General features: G+C 52.4%; 15 protein-coding genes and 1 tRNA gene. 5 read left to right on the top strand and 11 right to left on the bottom strand.

Going from position 1 to position 21,514, the window contains the following annotated elements; all coding sequences use genetic code 11:
- Window positions 1-4: 4 nt before the first annotated feature.
- A complete protein-coding gene (ftsH, locus tag DYH27_RS02025; RefSeq protein WP_029216470.1) occupies window positions 5-2,035 on the bottom strand; it encodes an ATP-dependent zinc metalloprotease FtsH in 2,031 nt (676 codons plus the stop codon).
- 50 nt (window positions 2,036-2,085) lie between these two features.
- Window positions 2,086-2,445 (bottom strand): ribosome silencing factor, encoded by a 360-nt coding sequence (gene rsfS / locus DYH27_RS02030; protein ID WP_004352049.1) that lies wholly within the window; start codon window positions 2,443-2,445, stop codon window positions 2,086-2,088.
- A gap of 320 nt (window positions 2,446-2,765) precedes the next feature.
- On the opposite strand from rsfS, the gene DYH27_RS02035 reads away from it, so the two are divergent.
- Together DYH27_RS02035 and DYH27_RS02040 are read left to right on the top strand one after the other, a co-directional pair.
- A tRNA-Gln gene (locus tag DYH27_RS02035) sits at window positions 2,766-2,836 on the top strand.
- Between the two features lie 83 nt (window positions 2,837-2,919).
- Entirely contained in the window at window positions 2,920-3,306 is a 387-nt protein-coding gene (locus DYH27_RS02040) for a rhodanese-like domain-containing protein (protein ID WP_004351908.1), read from the top strand.
- Window positions 3,307-3,640: 334 nt separating this feature from the next.
- Here DYH27_RS02040 and DYH27_RS02045 read toward each other — a convergent pair whose 3' ends face one another.
- The 5 genes from DYH27_RS02045 to DYH27_RS02070 all read right to left on the bottom strand — a co-directional run bounded on the left by DYH27_RS02045 (window position 3,641) and on the right by DYH27_RS02070 (window position 10,226).
- Window positions 3,641-4,510, bottom strand: a complete 870-nt coding sequence (locus tag DYH27_RS02045) for a class I SAM-dependent methyltransferase (protein ID WP_004352031.1) — start codon at window positions 4,508-4,510, stop codon at window positions 3,641-3,643.
- A 121-nt stretch (window positions 4,511-4,631) separates the two neighbouring features.
- Window positions 4,632-6,521 (bottom strand): DUF349 domain-containing protein, encoded by a 1,890-nt coding sequence (locus DYH27_RS02050; protein ID WP_004352005.1) that lies wholly within the window; start codon window positions 6,519-6,521, stop codon window positions 4,632-4,634.
- 158 nt (window positions 6,522-6,679) lie between these two features.
- Entirely contained in the window at window positions 6,680-7,606 is a 927-nt protein-coding gene (locus DYH27_RS02055; protein WP_004351934.1) for a magnesium transporter CorA family protein, read from the bottom strand.
- Between the two features lie 486 nt (window positions 7,607-8,092).
- Window positions 8,093-9,142, bottom strand: coding sequence for an AMP-binding protein (locus DYH27_RS02065; protein ID WP_025068050.1), 1,050 nt, complete (start codon window positions 9,140-9,142; stop codon window positions 8,093-8,095).
- Between the two features lie 31 nt (window positions 9,143-9,173).
- A complete protein-coding gene (locus DYH27_RS02070) occupies window positions 9,174-10,226 on the bottom strand; it encodes an o-succinylbenzoate synthase (RefSeq protein ID WP_025068051.1) in 1,053 nt (350 codons plus the stop codon).
- A gap of 197 nt (window positions 10,227-10,423) precedes the next feature.
- On the opposite strand from DYH27_RS02070, the gene mfd reads away from it, so the two are divergent.
- Entirely contained in the window at window positions 10,424-13,984 is a 3,561-nt protein-coding gene (gene mfd / locus DYH27_RS02075) for a transcription-repair coupling factor (protein ID WP_025068052.1), read from the top strand.
- A gap of 149 nt (window positions 13,985-14,133) precedes the next feature.
- On the opposite strand, the gene menB is transcribed toward mfd, so the two are convergent.
- The 4 genes from menB to DYH27_RS02095 all read right to left on the bottom strand — a co-directional run bounded on the left by menB (window position 14,134) and on the right by DYH27_RS02095 (window position 18,250).
- Window positions 14,134-14,961 carry a 1,4-dihydroxy-2-naphthoyl-CoA synthase gene (menB, locus tag DYH27_RS02080; RefSeq protein WP_004351937.1) on the bottom strand — a complete coding sequence of 276 codons (828 nt, stop codon included), beginning with the start codon at window positions 14,959-14,961 and terminating at the stop codon, window positions 14,134-14,136.
- Window positions 14,962-15,046: 85 nt separating this feature from the next.
- Window positions 15,047-16,708 carry a 2-succinyl-5-enolpyruvyl-6-hydroxy-3-cyclohexene-1-carboxylic-acid synthase gene (gene menD, locus DYH27_RS02085; RefSeq protein ID WP_025068053.1) on the bottom strand — a complete coding sequence of 554 codons (1,662 nt, stop codon included), beginning with the start codon at window positions 16,706-16,708 and terminating at the stop codon, window positions 15,047-15,049.
- A 78-nt stretch (window positions 16,709-16,786) separates the two neighbouring features.
- On the bottom strand, window positions 16,787-17,833 hold the full coding sequence (locus DYH27_RS02090; protein ID WP_025068054.1) for an isochorismate synthase: 1,047 nt from the start codon (window positions 17,831-17,833) through the stop codon (window positions 16,787-16,789).
- Complete coding sequence (locus tag DYH27_RS02095) at window positions 17,834-18,250, bottom strand: PaaI family thioesterase (protein ID WP_004351909.1); 417 nt, start codon at window positions 18,248-18,250, stop codon at window positions 17,834-17,836. It lies immediately after the preceding gene.
- Between the two features lie 280 nt (window positions 18,251-18,530).
- On the opposite strand from DYH27_RS02095, the gene lysS reads away from it, so the two are divergent.
- Together lysS and DYH27_RS02105 are read left to right on the top strand one after the other, a co-directional pair.
- Window positions 18,531-20,267, top strand: coding sequence for a lysine--tRNA ligase (gene lysS, locus DYH27_RS02100; RefSeq protein ID WP_025068055.1), 1,737 nt, complete (start codon window positions 18,531-18,533; stop codon window positions 20,265-20,267).
- Window positions 20,268-20,517: 250 nt separating this feature from the next.
- The gene (locus DYH27_RS02105; RefSeq protein ID WP_025068056.1) at window positions 20,518-21,513 is read left to right on the top strand and encodes an NAD(P)H-dependent glycerol-3-phosphate dehydrogenase; all 996 of its coding nucleotides are present in this window, start codon (window positions 20,518-20,520) and stop codon (window positions 21,511-21,513) included.
- Window position 21,514: the final 1 nt, after the last annotated feature.

Below are 21,514 nucleotides of genomic sequence, written 5' to 3' on the forward strand. Positions count from 1 at the left end.
TAATTTATAGATCACTGGCTTTGTCGCTCCCTTCACGTGCGATACGTGCTTCGTGCTCCGCCTGGGCTTTCTTTACCTCCTCTGGCATGTCCTCAAGCTGGGGCTGCGACTTTTCTTCCTGCTCCAGCAGCTCTTGTGTGCGGCTGACCCAGGGACGTTTGCCGAAGATTTTCTCAACGTCTTCGGCCATGATGACTTCACGGTCTACGAGGAGCTGTGCCAGCTGATTGTGCCCTTCCTTGTGATCGGTCAGAATCTGTTTTGCACGTTCATACTGTCCGTTGATCATCTTCAGGACTTCCTCGTCGATCGTCTTGGCTGTCGTATCGGAGTAAGGTTTCTGGAAGCTGTACTCATCATTGTTGTAATAGCAGATGTTCGGCAGCTTGTCGCCCATGCCCGCATAGGCTATCATGCCATAGGCACTCTTTGTCGCACGCTCGAGGTCGTTCATGGCACCTGTTGAGATATGGCCTGTGAAGAGTTCTTCTGCTGCACGTCCTCCAAGCAGTGAGCACATCTCGTCCAGCATCTGTTCCTTGGTCGTGATGGGTCGTTCCTCCGGCAGATACCATGCCGCACCGAGTGCCTGGCCACGTGGGACGATGCTCACCTTTACCAATGGGTCAGCGTGTTCGCAGAACCAGCTGATGGTGGCGTGACCAGCCTCGTGGATGGCGATGGTACGTTTTTCCTCGGCGGTCATCACCTTCGTCTTCTTCTCCAGACCGCCTACGATACGGTCGACAGCATCGAGGAAGTCCTGTTTTGACACGTCCTTGCTGTTGTGACGTGCTGCGATGAGGGCGGCTTCATTGCAGACATTGGCAATGTCGGCACCCGAGAAGCCGGGAGTCTGGCGTGCAAGAAGGTCGATGTCGAGATTCTTCTCCAGTTTCAGAGGCCGCATATGAACGAGGAAAATCGCCTTGCGTTCTGTGAGGTCGGGCAAGTCCACATGTATCTGCCGGTCGAAACGTCCAGCGCGTAGAAGTGCCTTGTCGAGCATGTCGACACGGTTGGTCGCTGCAAGAACGATGACCCCCGAGTTGGTCCCGAAGCCGTCCATTTCGGTCAGAAGGGCGTTGAGGGTGTTCTCACGCTCGTCGTTTCCGCCCATGGCCGGATTCTTCGAACGGGCGCGGCCGACGGCATCAATCTCGTCGATAAAGATGATACAAGGAGACTTCTCTTTGGCCTGACGGAACACGTCGCGTACGCGGCTTGCGCCGACACCGACGAACATTTCGACGAAATCAGAACCGCTCATGGAGAAGAAGGGTACGCCTGCTTCGCCTGCGACAGCCTTTGCAAGAAGGGTCTTGCCTGTTCCCGGAGGCCCGATGAGCAGTGCTCCCTTGGGGATTTTGCCGCCGAGGTCGGTATATTTCTTCGGGTTCTTCAGGAACTCGACAATCTCCTGTACTTCCTGCTTGGCACCTGTCTGCCCAGCGACATCCTTGAAGGTAATACCCATCTCGTTGGCTTTTTCATAGAGCTTGGCCTTGGATTTGCCCACGCTGAAGACGCCTCCGCCCCCTCCGGCCCCTCCGCCCATGCGGCGCATGAGGAAATACCAGATACCGAAGAAGAGTATCCATGGTGCGATAGAACCGAATATGTCGAGGAGGGTGCTGCCGGATTTGTTCTCGTAACTGTAGCTGGCGATTTTCTTCTGCTGTACCGCCTGGTCGAGGAAAGTCTCCACCTTGTCGACCGATCCGATCTCGACGGTCACGTAAGGAGCTTTTCCCACTTCCTGCGTCCCTTGTCTGAAGATGTCGCGGATATGGTCAGGACTGACGTACATACGGAGGGTGTTGTCACTTCTGTTGACAACCACTTTCGTGCCGTACCCTTTGGCAATGTATTGCTTGAAGGTGGTGTAGTCTCTTTCTACGCCGGCACTTGAAGCTATCAGCCCGTTTCCTCCGGCGAAAAACATCACTGTCAGGGCAATGATTACGAATATGTAGAGCCAGTTCATGTTGAACTTGGGCATATTCGGCTTGTTGTTTGGAATTGGTTTGTCCATTTTGATGTCTGGTTTTGTGATATGAAAAGGTCGATTACCAGGTAACTGCGTCAATCCGCATCCGGCAGGCTGGTCAGTTTGGCATCTTCCCAGAGGTGTTCTATGTCGTAGAACGAGCGTGTCTCCGGGAGGAAGATGTGGACGATGACATCCACATAGTCAATTGCCACCCACTGGTTGTTGCCGAGTCCCGCACAGTTGACAGGTTTCTCGCCGATAGTCTCGCGGACATAATCGCTCACTGATTCTGCAATGGCTTCTACCTGTTGTGTGGAGTTACCTTGGCAGATAACGAAATAGCGGCAGATGGTACCGTCGATCCCCGACAGGTCTGCAATAACTATGCCACGACCTTTTTTATCTTGAATGCCTTTTGTTATCAGTGCTACTAAATTCTTTGTTTCTTCCATTAAGTTACATTATAATCATAAAATTCCAGTTCCTTGCTTTAAGTCGCATGATAATGAATTTCCTTGTTCCTTCCATCAAGTTACATGATAATATAGGAATTGCAAAGGTAACGTAAAACAGATGAAGCACAAAATAAATTTGTTTTTATTTTGCAGTTCGTTCTGACCGGCTGGGTCGGCAGATGGGCTTTCCCGGGTCTGCGGCATCCATTCAGACTATATTTTTGCAGTTTTTGTGAAAAAAGTCAGTAGAAGTTTTGGCGTTTCAAGAAAAAGCACTAACTTTGCACTCGCAATTCAGAGATGATTTGCAAGTCTATTGGGATATGGTGTAATGGTAACACTACAGATTCTGGTCCTGTCATTCCTGGTTCGAATCCGGGTATCCCAACAAGTGAGGAGAGTTGATTTTTCAACTCTCTTTTTTTGTTCTATAAATTATTAAATAAAGTGTGTAATATTGATTAAAGAAATATGAGAAAGACGCTTACAGCCATCTTGGCAGCTTTGGGATTCAGTCTTGGCACAACAGCCCAGAATATCTTTGAGAATGTGGATGTCAATCATTTTGAACAGTTTGTCAGGTCCGATTCTGTCCAGCTGGTGGATGTCCGTACCCCGAAAGAGTATGCAGAAGGCCATATTGTCGGAGCCGTAAATATCAACGTGAAGGATTCTGCCTTTCTGACAGCCGCCTTATCCCGGCTCGACAAGGAACGCCCCTGCGCTGTCTATTGCCGTTCGGGGAAGCGTTCTGCACTTGCCGCCTCGCTTCTTGCCAAGAGAGGCTTTGCTGTCACCAATCTTCTGGGTGGAATCGTTGCCTGGACAGAAGCGAGGAAGGAGATTACAAAAGAATAAGCGAGAGACCATTCAGAGACCTCTGCAAAATCCCATTTTTCTCAAACAGTACAATTGATTATGGTGAACTACATCTCACTATTCGCTATAATGTCTCATATGAGAGCTTTGTAGAGGTCTCTTTCTGTAAGAATCCGTGGGAATCTCTCATAGACAGACAGTTTTCATGCCGTCTTGACTGCATAGACGGACGGAAGTGGCAGTATCAATTGACACACTTTCCCCTTTCACAGATATTATCTTACTACATTACTATAAAATAAGGGGAATATAGTGAAAGGGAAAGGTTGGGCGTTGTAGTCAGAAAGTAGAAATAGCAATTACTACGAACTGACTACATATTACCATGTCTTTGCGGATTCTTCACGGCAACAACAGAAAACAGCATCGGTATCTCTCCGCCCTTTCCTGCTATTTTGAATGTTCCATTCTTTCCTGCTGTCATATTTCCGAATAGGTTGAAAGGCGAGTAATCATACTCTCCAAAGGACTGTATCTGCAAGTTGTTACTGAGTAGGCCATTCAACACTACAGCCAGCCCATGATTCCATGTAACGGTCTTTTGACAATTATCTTTTTCTGAATCAGTATAGGTGGCTTCTTCCATAATATAAGGTTCTTTGCGTGAATAAGCATATTGGACTTGAGAAAAATCTTCATTGAACATCCATAATATGGGGTGAAATTCCACAATAACGAACTTACCACCGTCTTTCAGCATTTGCGAAATCACATACCCCCATTGGGTTAAGTCGGGCAGCCAATTGACAACGCCGTAAGATGTATATACAATGTCAAACTCTTGCCCCTGCAGCACGGCAGGTGCATCGTAGATGTTGCAGCAGCAGAATTGTGCATTCAGTCCTAATTCCTCGTTCAACGACTTTGCCGTTTGTATGGCCTCTTCCGAGAAATCCACTCCCACGACATTAGCCCCCATCTTTGATAAAGACAGCGTATCCATGCCGAAATGGCATTGAAGATGCAGAATAGACTTTCCCTGGACATCTCCTAATAGCGACAAATCCAAGTTGGGAACAGACTTTACCTCTCTTTTGAACTTGTCCAAGTCGTAAAATGAAGAACGCAAATGAATTTTTGTTCTTGCATTCCACGCTTCTCTGTTTGTATTATAATAATCTTCCGTCGTTTGTCTTCCCTTTAATGTTAGTATGTGTAATGTCCTAAAACGGGCTGTCAGCACCGATTTCTGTTTTATTTAGAGAAACCTCAATAATAACGCCACAGCTTCTCCTGTCCGTTATATGCCCTTTCCTCTGACTGTCCACTGCTATTTCCGACTGGACCGGACAGGCGTGTGAGACCTATTTGTTTTCGGCGTCGATGGCTTTGATTTTCTGCTTCACCTCTTCCATGTCATCCTTGAGTCTCTGTATGCGGCGGTTCATCTCATCGATGAGGCTGTTGCCTTTCTTGGAGCTGATATTGAGGAATCCGAGGTTGTTTTCATAGGTGTTTACCTCCTGCTTCAGCTGCTCGAAGCGGCGCATCAGTCTGCCACGTTCATTGTCGAGAGCGTCAGCTCCCCGGTCGGCCACCTTTCTGAGGTTGTTGCGGAAGTTGTCCACACGCTTGCGGGCAGCCGTTATGTGGAGGTCTTTGTACAGTCTGTCCAGCACCTCATGGTACTCCTTATAGAGCTTGTCTTTCTCTTTGTAGGGGACATGACCGACTTTGTTGTACTGTTCTGTCAGTTGCTGCACCTTCTCCTGCAGGTCTTCGCCCGCATTTTCAAGCAGCTCTTTCAGTTGCGTAATGATGCCGCGTTTCTTTTCCAGGTTCTCATGTTCCTCGTTGCGTGTACCGGCGTGTACGGCGTTGCGTGCCTCGAAGAAATGGTTGCAGGCAGCCAGAAAGTCGTGCCACAGCTGGTCACCCAGTTTTTTCGGCACCATGCCGATGGTCTTCCATTCTTTCTGCAGGGCGATGAGCTTGTCCGATGTCGCCTTCCAGTCTGTAGAGTCGGTCAGTGCCTGTGCTTTCTCGACAAGTACCTTCTTCTTCTCTGCATTTTCGGCGAACTGAGCCTTGAGCTGCTTGAAAAACTCGCCCTTCCGTCCGAAGAAGTCGTCGCAGGCAGCGCGGAAACGTTCGAATATCTTTACGTTCATCTTCTGCGGGGCGAATCCGATGGTCTTCCATTCCTGCTGGATGGCGATGATTTCCTTGGTACGTTTCTCCCAGTCGGCAGAGGTTTTGTTCTCCTGTCTGGCAATTTCCTCTACCTGTTCGCAGAGTGCGGTTTTCTTCTTCAGATTTTCTTCCTCACGGCTGCGGAGCTCCTCGAAGTGCTGTTGGTGGCGTTTGTTGATGACCGTACTGGCAGCCTTGAATCGTGTCCATATCTGTTCGCGCAGTTCCTTTGCGACGGGGCCGGTCTCCCTGTATTCCTGGTGCAGCTCTTGCAGTTGGTGGAAGGCACTGATGACATCCGGCTCACCGGCCAGTTTCTCCGCAGCTTCACAGAGCCGGGTTTTCTTCTCAAGGTTCTTCCTGAAGTCGTATTCGCGTGCCTCCCGATTGAGATTCAGCAGGTCGTAGAACTGTTCTACATAGAGCTGGTAGTTGCGCCACAGTTCGTTTGCTTTTTCTGCAGGCACCGTTTTTATCTCTTTCCATTCCTGCTGCAGTTTCTTCAGCCGATCGAAGTTCCTGTTGGCTTCCTCCGGAGTAGTCACCATTGCCTTGATCTGTTCAATGATGTCCTCTTTCCGCTTGAGGTTCTTCTGCTTCTCCTCTTCAAGGGCGAGGAATGCTTTCTGGCGTTTCTCTTTGATGATGGTCATCTCAGCCTTGAAGGTCTCTTCGTCCTCGTCGGGCAGCACCTGGTACTTCTCCGGGTCGCCCCCGTTGTCGAGATAAGCCTTCTGCTGTGCCTCCCGTTCGGCAAAGTGCAGCTTGTAGAAGACCGTCTTCAGATGGTCCACTTCGGCCTTCTCCGGTGTTTCGTCACTGTCGGCGATGGTCTTCAGGCGTTCTATGATTTCTTTCTTTGAACTGTATGCCTTCGCTGCGGGATTTTCCTCCACGTCTCTGGTCTGTGTTTCAGCTGGCTGATCCGGGCTTCCTGCTGCCGTATCGGCTTGTACGTTCTGTTCTCCGGTATTTTCCGCTACGTCATTGACAGCAGCTTCTTCCGGCAGCTTTACTTCTTCTGTACCCTGGTTCAGGGCATTTTCTTGAGAGTCCATCATTTCACTTTTTGTTTGTGATTCGGGTTTTTCCACATTTAAGGTTTCCGACGGTTGCGTCCGTGCGCAGCAATCGTCCACCATAATATATATCAAGTGCAAACTTAGATAAAAAGTTTGAAAATACCTAATTTTACGTTGATTATTTTCGTTTCTTCATTCTAAAGCAGGCGTTTGCGGCGCAGAAGCCACCACGAGGCGGCTGAAACGACTACCGACAGGAACAGTGCGATGGGGAATCCCCATGAGTTGGTTTCCATGCCGTTGATGAGATTCATTCCGAAAAGGGAGGAGATGAGTGTCGGCAACATCATCACGATGGATACCGACGTGAGCGTACGCATCACGGTGTTCATGTTGTTGTTGATGATGCTTGAGTAGGTGTCCATCGTCGACTCGAGGATGTCAGAATAGATGCTCGTTGTCTCCCGTGCCTGCGACATCTCGATGTTCACGTCTTCAATCAGGTCGGCATCCAGCTCGTCTACCTGCAGCTTGAACTTCAGTTTTGCCAGCAGATTCTCGTTTCCACGGATGGATGTAATAAAATAGGTGAGCGAATCCTGCAGCCGGCTCAGTCCGATCAGGCTCTCGTTGTCCACCCCTTTGTCCAGGTTGCGCTTGGCTTTCTCTATCAGGGTGTTGATCTGCTTCAGCCGTTTCAGGTACCATACGGCAGAAGAAAGGAAGAGGCGGAAGATAAGGTCTACGTAGTCAGTGAATCCCTCGCCCCGTTTCTGCTGGTAGCTGACGAAGTCGAGCATCATGTTCGTCTCGAAGTTGCAGACCGTGATGGTCACGTCTCTCTTATGGATGATGCCCAGCGGTACGGTGGTGTACGGAGTCCGCGACCGTATTTCCTTCACGTAGGGAATACGGAGGATGATCAGCATCCATCCGTCGTCGTATTCATAGCGCGCACGCTCGTCGGTATCGCTGATATCCGAAAGGAAATAATCGGGGATATGGAAGGTGTCTTCAAGTTCCTGCTGGTCCTGCTCTGTCGGGCAGGTCACCTGAATCCAGCAATTCGGCTGCCATTCCTTAATGACATTCAGGTTTCCGTTGATGTTCCAGTATGTCTTCATTTGCTAATCTCCAAAGTGTTAAGGTGGTGTGGGGATTAGCAGCTCTCGGTTGCAATCCTCACGCCTGCAGATTGAAATTTTCCGCGTGATAATCGTCCATTTAATAATGATGTATTGGTTTTGTGACTGCAAAATTATACAAAAAAAACGGTTTCAGCAAGCAAACGCATAAGTTTTTCGTTGCCGTAAGGGGGCTTTCCGGGGCGTATTCGGTGTATGTTACACCGGATTCACATCACAGGCGGTATTGTTCCCAACCGGCAGGGACTTCTGTTCCCAACATCTGGGAACAGGAGTACCAGGCACTGGGAAGAGAAGTCCCTGCCGGTTGGGAATTGCGGACTGTGTAGCAAAGACATTGTCTTTTCCTGGTTCTTTTGACACTTTCCTGCTTTGTTGTCTGAACCTGTAGACCGTCTTTCTGCAAGTCTGCCGGATGGTCAGATACAAGTGGAATTTCATACCGTCCGGCTAATCTGTGTCCGTTTATAGGCCTGCGGCTTCGGCCGCTGTGTTTTTATACAGTCGGAGGGAGACTGCCTTTATCTCGGCTCTCGCCGGCTTTCCGGTATCTGTCTGTGGAATGGTAGCGGTGTGGAAGATGTGCCGGGGTTGCCAGTATTTGGGCAGACACTGTCGGCAGAGAGCCTTGACGGCGCAGGTGTCGGTCTGTGTGGTGAGCAGGACGACTGCTTCTCCGAACTGTTCGTCCGGGCAGCTTGTGATGGCGAATCCGCCTGTAAGGATGGGTCGCAGCCGGTTTTCCACTTCCTCGATCTGAATCTTGATGCCGCCGGAATCAATCACATTGTCTTTCCGTCCGAGTATGCGGAAGCAGGAGGCTGTTGCATTGTCCTGCCGGCCGTAGGACCGAAGCTCGGCTCTGTCGTTGGTTACCAGAGTGCCGGGGCATACTGCCGGAGCATCGATGACAAGGCATCCGTCGCTGTTGAGTCGTGTTTTCACTCCGTCGAAAGGCCGGTACCAGTCGCTGGCATCAGGACCGTTCAGCCGTCTGAGGGCGATGTGTGAGAGCGTCTCTGTCATGCCGTAGGTGCTCCATACGGCGTGGGGGAAGTCGTGTAGGGCTTCCGCCAGCCTCTCGTCTATTGCCCCGCCGCCTATGATCAGATGGCGGATGCGGCGCAGCCGTTCGTGTTCTTCGGGTACTTGCAGGGAATTGTAAACCTGCAGCGGCACCATGGCGGCAAAGGTGATTTCTTCATCGGGGACTGCCAGTTGGGACAGTGATGCGTCGGAAAGCGGATGTCCGGAGGGCGTTACGCTAAGCAGATGCATCCTGCGTTCGAGGCTTCTTACCACAACCATCTTTCCTGCAATATAGTCGAGCGGCATGCAGAGCAGTGCGGTGTCGTCAGGCTGCAGGCCGAGGAAGTCACAGGTTATCCGGGCGGAATTGAGCATACGTTCTTTCTCCACCCAAAGCTGTTTCGGCTTTCCTGTTGATCCGCTGGTGTGGACGAGAAGGTGAGGATTGTCATTCTGCCATTCTGAAAGGAAGTCCTGTAGTGTCATTGTCGTTTGATTTTATCGGGGGTACGTCAGCCTAACAGCCTTTTGCCTGATGGCTTATCCATAACTGGTCGCCCCTTGTTTCCAGGGGCATGGGAATGTTGTCCGCAAAGAGCTGCCCTGTTCCCAGCCCCTGCGGCAGACTGATATGCGGCCCGTAGACATCGGCCGTGAGCTGGGCAATGGCGTTCAGTCCGATGTTGCTTTCCAGTGCGGAGGTGATCCATGAACCGATATTGCGCTCCCGGGCAAGCCTTATCCATTCTCTCGTGCCCGCCATGCCGCCGTGGAGGCTCGGCTTCAGGACGATGTACTGTGGACGGATGGTGTCGAGCAGTCTTGTCTTTTCCATGGGATTGTTTACCCCGATGAGTTCCTCGTCGAGGGCTATCGGAAGTGGGCTGCCGGCACACAGGCGTGCCATCTCCGTCCACTGGTGCTGTCGGATGGGCTGTTCGATGGAGTGGATGCCGTATTGTGCCAGTTGTTCCAGCCGCTGCAGTGCTTCCTCCGGGGTGAAGCCGCCGTTGGCATCCACACGCAGTTCCACCTGCTTGCGGGTGAAGGACTGGCGGATGTGACGGATGAGGTCGAGCTCTTTTTCAAAGTCGATGGCTCCGATTTTCAGTTTCACACAGCGGAATCCCGCCCTGAGTTTCTCCTCCAGCCGTCGGTACATCTCGTCGAAAGTCCCCATCCAGACCAGTCCGTTGATGGTGATGCCTTCCTCGCCACGTCCGAACGGCGTATTGAAGAAATTGATGCTTCCCTTGGCTTCCAGCTGTGCTTTTGCCGTCTCCAGTCCGAAGAGCATGGAGGGATAGGGACGCATTGCATCGGTGTCGATGCGTCCCGTCCGGCAGAAGCCGTCGCAGAAAGTGCGCAGTTTCTGTTCATATTGCCTGTCGGGCATGGCATCGCATGACAGGTCGGGCAGTGTGGCGCATTCTCCTGTGCCTGTCGTTCCGGGCCGTTCGCTGTCGGAGAGGGTGAGATAAAAGCTCTTCCTTGTCGTATAGACACCACGTGATGTTCCTGCCGGATGGAGGAAGTGAAGCGTTCTGGAGGATATTTCTATGTTGTACATTCCTTATGCTTTTAAGACTGCAAAGGTAAGAAATGAAAGGCACAATCATGTCTGTATCCTGTTAAAATAGATGTGGCAGGAGGCTGGGACCTGTTCTCTCCTCAGCTTTGTTTTTCGCTTTCTATCTGTAAAGCTGTCCCTGTTTTGTTCTCTCTGTCTGAATTTTGTTGTAACTTTGCAGGCACAACGCATCTGCGATGAAGATACAGGATATACGGAAACTATACGCTATGCTGCCGCAGGCAGGAGCGATACAGAAGATACAGGAAGACGTGTCGGTGAAGACGGTTTTCCTGCAGGGACTCGTGGCATCGGCTGCCCCGGTGTTCTTTGCATCGATAGCTGAACGGTGGAAGACGACGACCGTCTTCGTGCTGAACGACAATGACGAGGCCGGCTATTTCTACAACGATCTCAAGACGGTCGCCATGCCTCAAGAGGGTGGGGACAGGGTGGCAGATGTGCTGTTCTTCCCCTCGTCCTATCGCCGTGCCGTAAAGTACGGCCAGCGGGATGCCGGTAACGAAATCCTGCGTACGGAGGTGCTGACCCGTCTCTCTGCGCTTGCTTCGGAGAAAGACGGCACACGGCCGCTCTATATCGTGACCGATCCTTCTGCTCTTTCTGAACTCGTCGTCTCGAAAAAGCAGCTGGACGAACGGCGGCTGACGCTGTCGGTCGGACAGCACATCGACATCATCGAGGTGGAAAAGACCCTGCGGTCGTTCGGGTTCACCGAGACCGACTACGTCTACGAACCGGGACAGTTTGCCGTGCGCGGCAGCATCGTAGATGTCTATTCCTACTCGAATGAGCTGCCGTTCCGTATCGACTTCTTCGGCGACGACATCGAGACTATCCGCACGTTTGAGGTGGAGACACAGCTTTCGGATGAGAAGCTGAAACGGGTGGAGATCGTTCCGGAACTGATGATACTGTCGGAAGAGAAAGTTCCTTTCCTGCATTTCCTGCCGAAAGATGCCGTGCTGGCCTTCAAGGATTTTCTCTATGTGCGTGATGCCATAGACCGGATTTATCAGGAAGGATTCACCTCGCAGGCAATGACTGAAAAGCTGGAAGGAAAGACGGAGATGGAACAGCAGGAGGTGGAACAGGCTTTCCGCAAGGAGGGGCAGCTCATCCCGGTGTCACGCTGGATGGACGATGCCCTGGACTTCCGTCGTGTGGAGTTCGGTGTCAGCCATTCTGCCTCAGAACAGACAGGGAAGAACGATGGCACCCGGGCGACGGTCAGCTTCAATATCTCCCCGCAGCCGCTTTTCCACAAGAACTTTGAACTCCTGTCCAGGACCCTCCGCGACTATCTTCTCCAAGGTTACAAGCTCTATATCTTTGCTGACAGCGAGAAGCAGACGGCACGTTTGAGAGATATTTTCGATTCCCTGTCCAATGGCAATCTGGGCGCAGACTCCGAGAATCTGTCCATAGCAGACGGAACTGCTTCCCCTTCCGGTGAGGATGGAAAAAGGGCTTCTATCCCTTTCACTCCGGTCAACCGGACACTGCATGAAGGCTTTGTTGACAGTACGCTGAAAGTCTGCTTCTTCACCGACCATCAGATCTTCGACCGTTTCCATAAGTACAACCTCAAGTCGGACAAGGCCCGGCAGGGCAAGATGGCATTGACAATGAAAGAGCTGCAGGAGATGGAACCTGGCGACTTCCTTGTTCATGTTGACTTCGGTATCGGCAAGTTCGCCGGGCTTGTCCGGGTCCCTGCCGGCGACTCCTATCAGGAGATGATACGCCTCGTCTATCAGCACAACGACATTGTGGACGTGTCTATCCATTCGCTTTACAAAATCAGCAAGTATCGCCGGAGTGATACCGGCGAGCCTCCCCGGCTGTCTGTTCTCGGTTCTGGTGCATGGGACAGACTGAAGGAAAAGGCAAAGAAGCGCATCAAGGACATTGCACGCGACCTCATCAAGCTCTATGCCAAGCGGCGGCGGGAGAAAGGATTCGCCTTTTCGCCCGACTCATTCATGCAGCACGAACTGGAGGCTTCGTTCCTTTATGAAGATACCCCCGACCAGTTGAAAGCCACGCAGGAGTTGAAGCAGGATATGGAAAGCGCACGCCCGATGGACCGGCTGGTCTGTGGTGACGTGGGCTTCGGTAAGACGGAGGTCGCTATCCGTGCCGCTTTCAAGGCTGCTGTCGACAACAAGCAAGTGGCTGTACTGGTGCCGACGACTGTGCTGGCCTTCCAGCATTACCAGACGTTCAAGAAGCGATTGAAGGATATGCCTGTGCGTGTCGACTATCTGTCGCGTGCCCGCAGTGCCAGGCAGACCAGGCAGGTGCTGGCCGACCTGGCGGAGGGGAAGATAAACATTCTTGTCGGTACGCACAAGCTGATAGGCAAGTCGGTGAAGTGGAACGACCTCGGACTGCTCATCATCGATGAAGAACAGAAGTTCGGCGTATCGACAAAGGAGAAACTCCGGCAGCTGAAGACGAACGTTGACACGCTCACCATGTCAGCTACCCCGATTCCACGGACGCTCCAGTTCTCGCTGATGGGCGCACGCGACATGAGTATCATGCGCACACCGCCTCCCAACCGTTATCCCATCCAGACCGAGATCGCCACCTTCTCGCATGAAGTGATTGCCGATGCCATCAACTTCGAAATGAGCCGCAACGGGCAGGTCTACTTTGTCAACGACCGTATCAGCAACTTGCAGGAAATCGCAAACCTCATCAGGAAGTACGTTCCCGACTGCCGTGTCGCCATCGGACATGGACAGATGAAACCCGAGGAACTGGAGAAAATCGTGATGGGATTCATGAACTATGATTACGATGTACTGCTTTCGACGACGATAGTTGAGAACGGAATAGACATCTCCAACGCCAATACCATCATCATCAACGATGCCCACCGTTTCGGACTCTCCGACCTGCATCAGATGCGCGGACGTGTGGGACGTTCCAACAAGAAGGCCTTCTGCTATCTCCTTGCGCCGCCCCTGGCTGCACTGAACACCGAGGCACGCCGCCGGCTGGAAGCACTGGAGACCTTCTCCGACCTTGGCAGTGGCTTCAATCTCGCCATGCAGGACCTTGACATCCGTGGTGCAGGCAACCTCTTAGGTTCTGAGCAGAGCGGCTTTATGGAGGACTTGGGCTATGAGACCTATCAGAAAATCCTCAACCAGGCAGTGATGGAACTGAAGAACGATGAGTTTCAGGATCTTTATGCAGAAGAGATGAGCGAGGGAAAACAGATAACGGGCGATGACTTCATCGACGACTGTGCCGTAGAGAGCGACCTTGAAATGTACTTCCCGGACAATTATGTGCCCGGCAGTTCAGAACGTATGCTGCTCTATCGTGAGCTGGACAATATTGAAACCGACCGCGACCTCGAGGCTTACCGGCAGCGGCTGCAGGACCGCTTCGGTCCTGTTCCCCGCCAGGGTGAGGAACTGATGCAGGTTGTTGCACTCCGTCGTGTAGGCAAACGGCTGGGCTGCGAGAAGATTATCCTCAAGCAGGGACGTATGCAGATGCAGTTCGTTTCCAACCCCAACAGCATGTATTATCAGAGTGCAGCCTTCGATAAGGTGCTCAATTACATTGGCTTTCATCCACGCTGTTGCAATCTGAAAGAGAAGAACGGGAAGCGATCGATGGTGGTCGACGACGTGAAGAGCGTGGAGGAAGGTGTAACTGTGCTTCGGGCTATTGAGAAAGAGCCTTGCCCCACGGCCACGGCGGATAAACAGTAAAGCATTTTACTTTTTCCATTTGGGAAAGAGGCAATTGCCGTATGAACTATGTGTGTATGGATTCCATAGGGATTCCTGTTGCACAAAAAGAAAGGGATGACTTGCGACGGAAGTTGCAGGTCATCCCTTTCTTTTTGTCCCGTAAGCAGTTAGGGGAACTGCGGATACTTGTCGAAGTCGGGCTTGCGTTTCTCGAGGAAAGCCCTGCCGCCTTCCTGTGCTTCATCGAGTGTGTAATAGAGCATGGTGGCATCTCCTGCAAGCTCCTGGATGCCAGCCTGCCCGTCGAGTTCGGCATTGAAGCCGGCTTTCATCATGCGGAGAGCGAGCGGGGAACGTTCCATCATCGTCTCTGCCCAGTCTACGCATTCGTCTTCAAGGCGGTCGAAGGGAACAACCTTGTTGACAAGTCCCATGCGTTCCGCCTCGACGGCAGAGTACTGCCGGCACAGGAACCATATCTCACGCGCCTTCTTCTGTCCGACAATGCGGGCCAGATAAGAAGCCCCGAAACCGGCGTCAAAGGAACCGACCTTCGGCCCGGTCTGTCCGAAGATGGCATTGTCCGAAGCGACAGTGAGGTCGCATACCACGTGAAGCACGTGTCCGCCGCCGATGGCATAGCCGTTCACCATGGCGATGACAGGCTTCGGAAGCCGGCGGATCTGCATCTGCAAGTCCAGGACATTGAGGCGTGGAACGCCGTCGCCGCCGACGTATCCACCGCGTCCTTTCACGTGCATATCGCCGCCCGAGCAGAATGCCTTGTCGCCCGCACCTGTCAGAATGACGACCCGTATGTCGAGTGCTTCCCGGCAGTAGCTGAATGCCTGCGACATCTCCCACACGGTACGGGGTGTGAAGGCATTGCGGTAACGGGGCCGGTTGATGGTTACTTTTGCGATGTGATTGTACTCTTCAAAGAGGATTTCCTCGAAGTTGAAGCCTGCTATGGGCTTCCATTCTCTTTTCTCCATAGGGTTTTATTGAAAATGATGATAGACGATGATAAACGGTGACAAGCGGAAGGGGTGGTGGCAATAGGGGGACTGGCAGTGACGGTTAAAAGGCCAGGTAGTAATCCTTCAGGGCCTGTGCGTCGTCCTCTGAATGGGTGAATACTTCCAGAAGAACCGGGCCTTCCTCTGCATTGAAGAACCGGTCAAGGTTCTTGGCAAGTTCTTTCTCGTTATGTGCAGAGAGATAGACGAGGTCGTGTGCCAGACAGATTCCCTTGGCAGAAACCGTATGCCGGCCCGCTATGGCACTGTCCCTGTAAGGTGAATGCTCCAGTCCCGGCAGCTGGTGGAAGATGCCGCCGCCGCCGTTGTTGAGCAGCAGGATGGAGAGGTTGGGCGGCAGCTTCTCGTTCCACAGTGCATTCTGGTCGTAGAAGAAGCTCAGGTCGCCGATGACACAGTAGACATCCTCCTCGTCCTGGTGGGCGAGGGCATAGCCGACTGCCGTTGACAACGACCCTTCGATTCCGTTTACCCCACGGTTGACATAGATGTACTGGTCGGAGAAGATGTTGCCGAGCCGCACGGCCGAGCTGTTCCCATAGAACAGTTCGCCGTCAATGTCATGCTCCCGCATCTTCTCGTGGAAAGCCTTGACGACAGACAGCTGGGAATAACGTGGCCTTGCCTTCCGCCGGATGGCTTTGGCTTCGCCGAAAACCTTGTTCCATTTCTCTACAAAATCTTTCTCTCCTACGTTTTCCGTTTCATTGGCAAGGATGCCGAGGACATCCTCCGGTGTCCCCTGGATAATATCAGTCGTGTGCATGAACGTGTCGCAGCAGTCGCCACGCTCGTTCACAACGACAGAAATCTTGCACGGACATTGGCGCAGGAATTGCCGGAGCTGTTTGCTCACCACGGTCCCTCCCATATATATAAGGTGGTCGGGACGGTAGGACACATCGTCGCCTATTCTCTTCAGGACCTCATCAATAGGTTGCGAAGGGCAGATGTCATCATCAGCCAGTTTCTCCTGAATGACGACAGTGACGCGTTTCAAAGCCTCGATAGCTTCCAGCGAATTGCCCACAACCTCGGGGAGCATCTGCCCAAGCACAATCATCGGTTTCTCTCCGCAGAAGAAATCAGCAGCTACTTCGCAGACCCTTGCAACGTCGGTTACTGCACGATGCAGGATGGTGCGGCGTTCGTCGGGAAGTTGCAGAACCCTGTAGTCGAACAGGGGCTCGCCGATGGCTACATTGATGTGTACCGGACCGCCGCCGTCTATCGTACTGGCGTTCAGAGCCTCGTTGACCAGTCGGTTGCAGTACCAGCGTTCCTCGTCGTCATGTGGCTCCGGCAGTGTGACACTCTTGCGGACGTTGGGGGCCAAGGCATTCTGCTGGTGGATAGTCTGCCCGTCCTGCTGGTCAATCCACTGCACCGGTCTGTCGGCTGAAATGATAATCAGCGGACGGTTCTGGTAATAGGCTTCGGCAGCAGCTGGAGCGATGTTGAGCAGTGCTGACCCGGAGGTGACACAGACGGCGACAGGCTCATTGTCGGCCAGCGTCATCCCCAGAGCCACGAAGCCGGCCGATCGCTCGTCGGTCACGGGATAGCACGTAATATCCGGGCAGGCGCATAGGTTGTGTACGATGGGCGAGTTGCGGGATCCGGGGCAGACTATGGCTTTCGTAATACCTTCCTTTACGAGCAGGGCGGTGAGGATGTTTACGTTTTCTTTGGAACTGTACATAGGCGGGGATAGACGATGATGATAGGCAGTGATAATGGGCGGTGATAAGTGGTGATGGGAGGATGATGGGGGATGAGGCTAATCGGAACGGAGCAGCTGGCGCATCGTGTCGAGTTTGGCTTCTGTTTCCTGCCATTCGTTCTCTTCGTTGCTCTCCTTCAGAATCCCGCCGCCGGCATACAGCCGGCATACGGTGCGTGAGAGCTGCATACAGCGGAGGGTTACGTAGAGCCTGGCTTGGCCGCTGCGGCCGATCAGGCCGCTGAAACCGCTGTAATAACTGCGCTGCAGATGCTCGTTCCGGAGGATGAACTGCCGCGCTGCTTCCTTGGGCATACCGCACACGGCAGGGGTGGGATGGAACACCGACAGGAAACTTCCCAGTCGCTTCCTGTCCCTGAGATGGAAAGTGAAATCGGTACGGAGGTGCGCCAGATGGGCTGCACGGGCTGTATAAGGTGTGCTCTCTGCAATCTCAGCGGCGAAAGGCTGCAGACCGGTACGGATGTATTCGGCAACGAGCTGTTGCTCCTCCCGGTTCTTGGCAGACCACTCCATGTCTTCTCCCTCGTACTTCATCGTGCCCGCCAGTGCCATTGTCTGATAGCCGTCGGCACTGCCACGGAGCAGGATTTCAGGGCTTGCAATGAGCCACATTCCTGTCTCCTCGGTATAGAAAAGGGCAATGTACGACCGTGGATAGCTTTTGCAGGCCTTTATGAAAATGCTGCGGGGTGTCAGTTTCTCGTCTTTGTACTCCACGGCAGACCTTGCCAGCACGAGTTTGCGGAACATTCCGTCTTCCAGTTCTCCGTGGAAGCGGATGAAGTCGGCGTGATAGTCCGCCCGGGTATGGCCCGGGAGATGTACCGTCATGCTGCCGGTCTGCCAGTCGGGAACCGCTTCAAAGCTGTCTTCACGGTCTAAAGGCAGGTCACGGGTGCATCCGCTCTCTCCGTTCAGAAGACAGATAGGGTGCTCTGCATCACAGCTGAAAGGTGCAATGACGAATCCTTCGTGTCCGTCAAGTTCTGGAAGCGAACGGAACAGTACCGGCCTTTCCTGTTGTGTATAGCAGTGGAATGTCCTGTCGAACGGCTCCCGGTAGATGAAGAACGGCTCCATTTATTTCTGCTGGGGGGCTATGACGTAGTTGGTGACCTGGACACTGGAGATGAGTTCGCCCTCGTCGTTTTTGATGTCGATGTTCCACACGTGCAGCGTATGCCCCTTGTGAATCAGCCTTCCATAAGCCGTAACGGTACCGCCGTAGGGCATTGCCTTCACGTGGTTGCCGTGGACGTTGATGCCCAGAGCCATCTTCCCGGGACATAACGCCATGGAACCGACGCCGGCAAGGTTCTCGGCAAGTGCCAGCGAGGCTCCGCCGGAGAGGAAACCGAACGGCTGTTTGTTGCGGTCGTCGACGGCCATCCGTGCCTTCAGCGTGTCGTCTTCGGGCGTGGAAATGAACTCCATGCCGAGTGTGCGGCTCAGTCCGTCTTCCTGGTGGATACTGTTCCAGAGATTGTCTATGTTCATAATCAGATCAGCTTAATGCTATGCAAAGGTAGTAAAAGTTGGTCAGATGGCAAAATCAAAAGCATTTCCCTGTTATTCCCAACCGGACGGGAACAGCATTCCCGGGCGTTGGGAACAATATTCCCGACCAATGGGGAACTGTATTCCCTGTCGGTCGGGAACATTCCTTTGTCGTGTGCCCAAAGGCTTTTCTCTGCCATAAAAAACGCAAAAGCAGCTCTGGTTTGCGAATAATTTAGTAAATTTGCAAACAGTAAGAATATTCGGTTTAATTGTAAATATGAACGTTTTAGAATTATCTGAGCAGGAAATCGGCCGTCGCCAGAGCCTGCAGGAATTGCGTGCGATGGGCATCAATCCCTATCCGGCAGCAGAGTTCCCCACCAATGCTTACTCTACTGACATCAAGGCGCAGTTCAAGGAGGGCGAGCAGCGTGAGGTCGTCATTGCCGGCCGTATGATGGGGCGCCGTGTCATGGGCAAGGCCTCCTTCGCAGAGATACAGGACAGCAAGGGCAGAATCCAGGTTTACATCACCCGTGACGACATCTGTCCGGGTGAGGATAAAGACTTATACAACAAGGTATTCAAGAAGCTGCTCGACATCGGCGACTTCATCGGTATCAAGGGTTTCGTCTTCAAGACGCAGATGGGCGAGATTTCTGTTCATGCCAAGGAAATCACGCTGCTGTCGAAGAGTCTGAAGCCGCTGCCGGTCGTCAAGTACAAGGACGGCGAGGCATACGACAAGTTTGAAGATCCCGAGCAGCGTTACCGCCAGCGTTATGTCGACCTGGTTGTAAACGACGGCGTGAAGGATACTTTCCTCAAGCGTGCAACGGTCCTGCGCACGATGCGCCGCTTCTTCGACGAGGCGGGATATACGGAGGTGGAGACACCGACGTTGCAGAGCATTCCCGGCGGTGCGAGCGCGCGTCCGTTCATCACCCATTTCAATGCGCTCAACATCGATATGTATATGCGTATCGCCACGGAGCTTTACCTGAAGCGGCTGATTGTCGGAGGATTTGAAGGTGTCTATGAAATCGGAAAGAACTTCCGCAACGAGGGTATGGACCGCTTCCACAACCCGGAGTTCACCTGCATGGAACTTTATGTGCAGTACAAGGACTACAACTGGATGATGTCGTTCACCGAGCGGCTGCTGGAGAAGATCTGCACGGAAGTGAACGGAAAACCGGAGGTGCAGATGGGTGACAAGACCATCAGTTTCAAGGCTCCTTTCCGCCGGCTGCCTATCCTTGACGCCATCAAGGAGAAGACGGGCTTCGATCTTGCCGGCAAGTCGGAAGAGGAAATCCGCCACATCGCCGTAGACGAACTGAAGCTGGAAGGTATTGACGAGAGTTTCGGCAAGGGGAAACTGATTGACGAAATCTTCGGCGAGTTCTGTGAGGGGACGTTCATCCAGCCGACCTTCATCACCGATTATCCTGTCGAGATGTCGCCGCTGACGAAGATGCACCGCTCCAAGCCGGGGCTGACAGAGCGTTTCGAGCTGATGGTAAATGGCAAGGAACTGGCGAATGCTTATTCCGAGCTGAACGACCCGATCGATCAGGAGGAGCGTTTCCTCGATCAGATGCACCTGGCCGACAAGGGAGACGACGAGGCGATGATCATCGACCAGGATTTCCTCCGTGCGCTGCAGTACGGCATGCCGCCGACCTCCGGTATCGGCATCGGTATCGACCGTCTGGTTATGCTGATGACCGGTAAGGAGTACATCCAGGAGGTATTGCTCTTCCCGCAGATGAAGCCGGAACCGAAGATTCCGCAGTCATCTGTCAAGGAATGGGCAGAGCTTGGCGTGGCAGAACCATGGGTGTATGTGCTGCGCAAGGCCGGCTTCAACCTCATCTCCGACATCAAGGACGAGAAGGCACAGGGCCTGCAGCAGAAACTCGGTGAAATCAACAAGAAGTACAAGCTCGGGTACGAGAAGCCTTCTGTCAACGAGATTCAGCAGTGGATTGAAAGAGCAAAAGAAAAGTAAAAGGGTAAAAAGTAAAAAAGTAAAAAGTAAAAAGGGTGAAAAGTAAGAAAGTGAAAAGGTGAAAAAGTGAAAGTAAAAGAAAGGATGGAAAGATGATGAAGGGGGAAAGAATAAGCTAAGAGGTAACAGGGAAGGCAGAAAGCAGGACTTTGTGAAAATGTCAGGTCATGATATATTGCCCGCTTACTTCACTTTCTTACTTTTCACCCTTTCACCCTTTTACCTTTTCACCTTTTTACTTTTGAAAGTTATGTTCGACCTCGGTAAAATAGCAATCATTGGAAGCGGTAGCTGGGCAACGGCTATCGCCAAGATTGTCGTGGAACATACGCACCATATCGGTTGGTATTTCCGACGTGACGACAGGATAGAGGAGTTCCGCCGGAGAGGTCATAACCCGGCTTACCTTACTGCGGTGCGGTTCAATTTGGACGAGATTGTCTTCTCTTCGGACATCAACTGGATTGCGCAGGAATACGACACGCTGGTGTTCGTCACGCCTTCTCCCTATCTGAAAGCATTGCTGAAGAAACTGAAGACAAAGCTAAATACAAAACTGGTCGTGACGGCTATCAAGGGAATCGTACCTGACGAAAACCTCGTCTGCTCTGAGTATTTCCACGAGGCTTACGGTGTTCCGTATGACAATCTCGCTGTCATCGGAGGTCCTTCGCACGCCGAGGAGGTGGCGATGGAACGGCTCACGTATCTTACCGTGGGCTGTGCAGACCTCGACAAGGCACGTGCTTTCACGGAGGTGCTGGCTTCCGCCTATGTCAAGACCAAGACCTCGCCGGATGTCCTGGGCATAGAATATGCTTCCGTCCTGAAGAACGTTTATGCCATAGCGGCCGGTATCTGTTCGGGTTTGAAGTATGGTGACAACTTCCAGGCGGTACTCATGTCGAACGCCATGCAGGAAATGGACCGTTTCCTCAACACGATCAATCCCATCCGGCGGTCCATCATCGACAGTGTATATCTCGGTGACCAGCTGGTGACGGGATATAGTAAGTTTTCGCGCAACCATACTTTCGGTACGATGATCGGCAAGGGATACAGCGTCAAGTCGGCGCAGATTGAGATGGAGATGATCGCCGAAGGGTACTTCGGGACGAAGTGCATGAAGGAAATCAACCGGCGGCTGCACGTCAATATGCCCATTCTCGATGCCGTCTACAATATCCTCTACGAGCGTATCAGCCCGCAGATTGAAATAAAATTATTAACAGACTCATTTAGATAAA

This window comes from Prevotella denticola, from assembly GCF_900454835.1.
Lineage (GTDB): Bacteria > Bacteroidota > Bacteroidia > Bacteroidales > Bacteroidaceae > Prevotella > Prevotella denticola.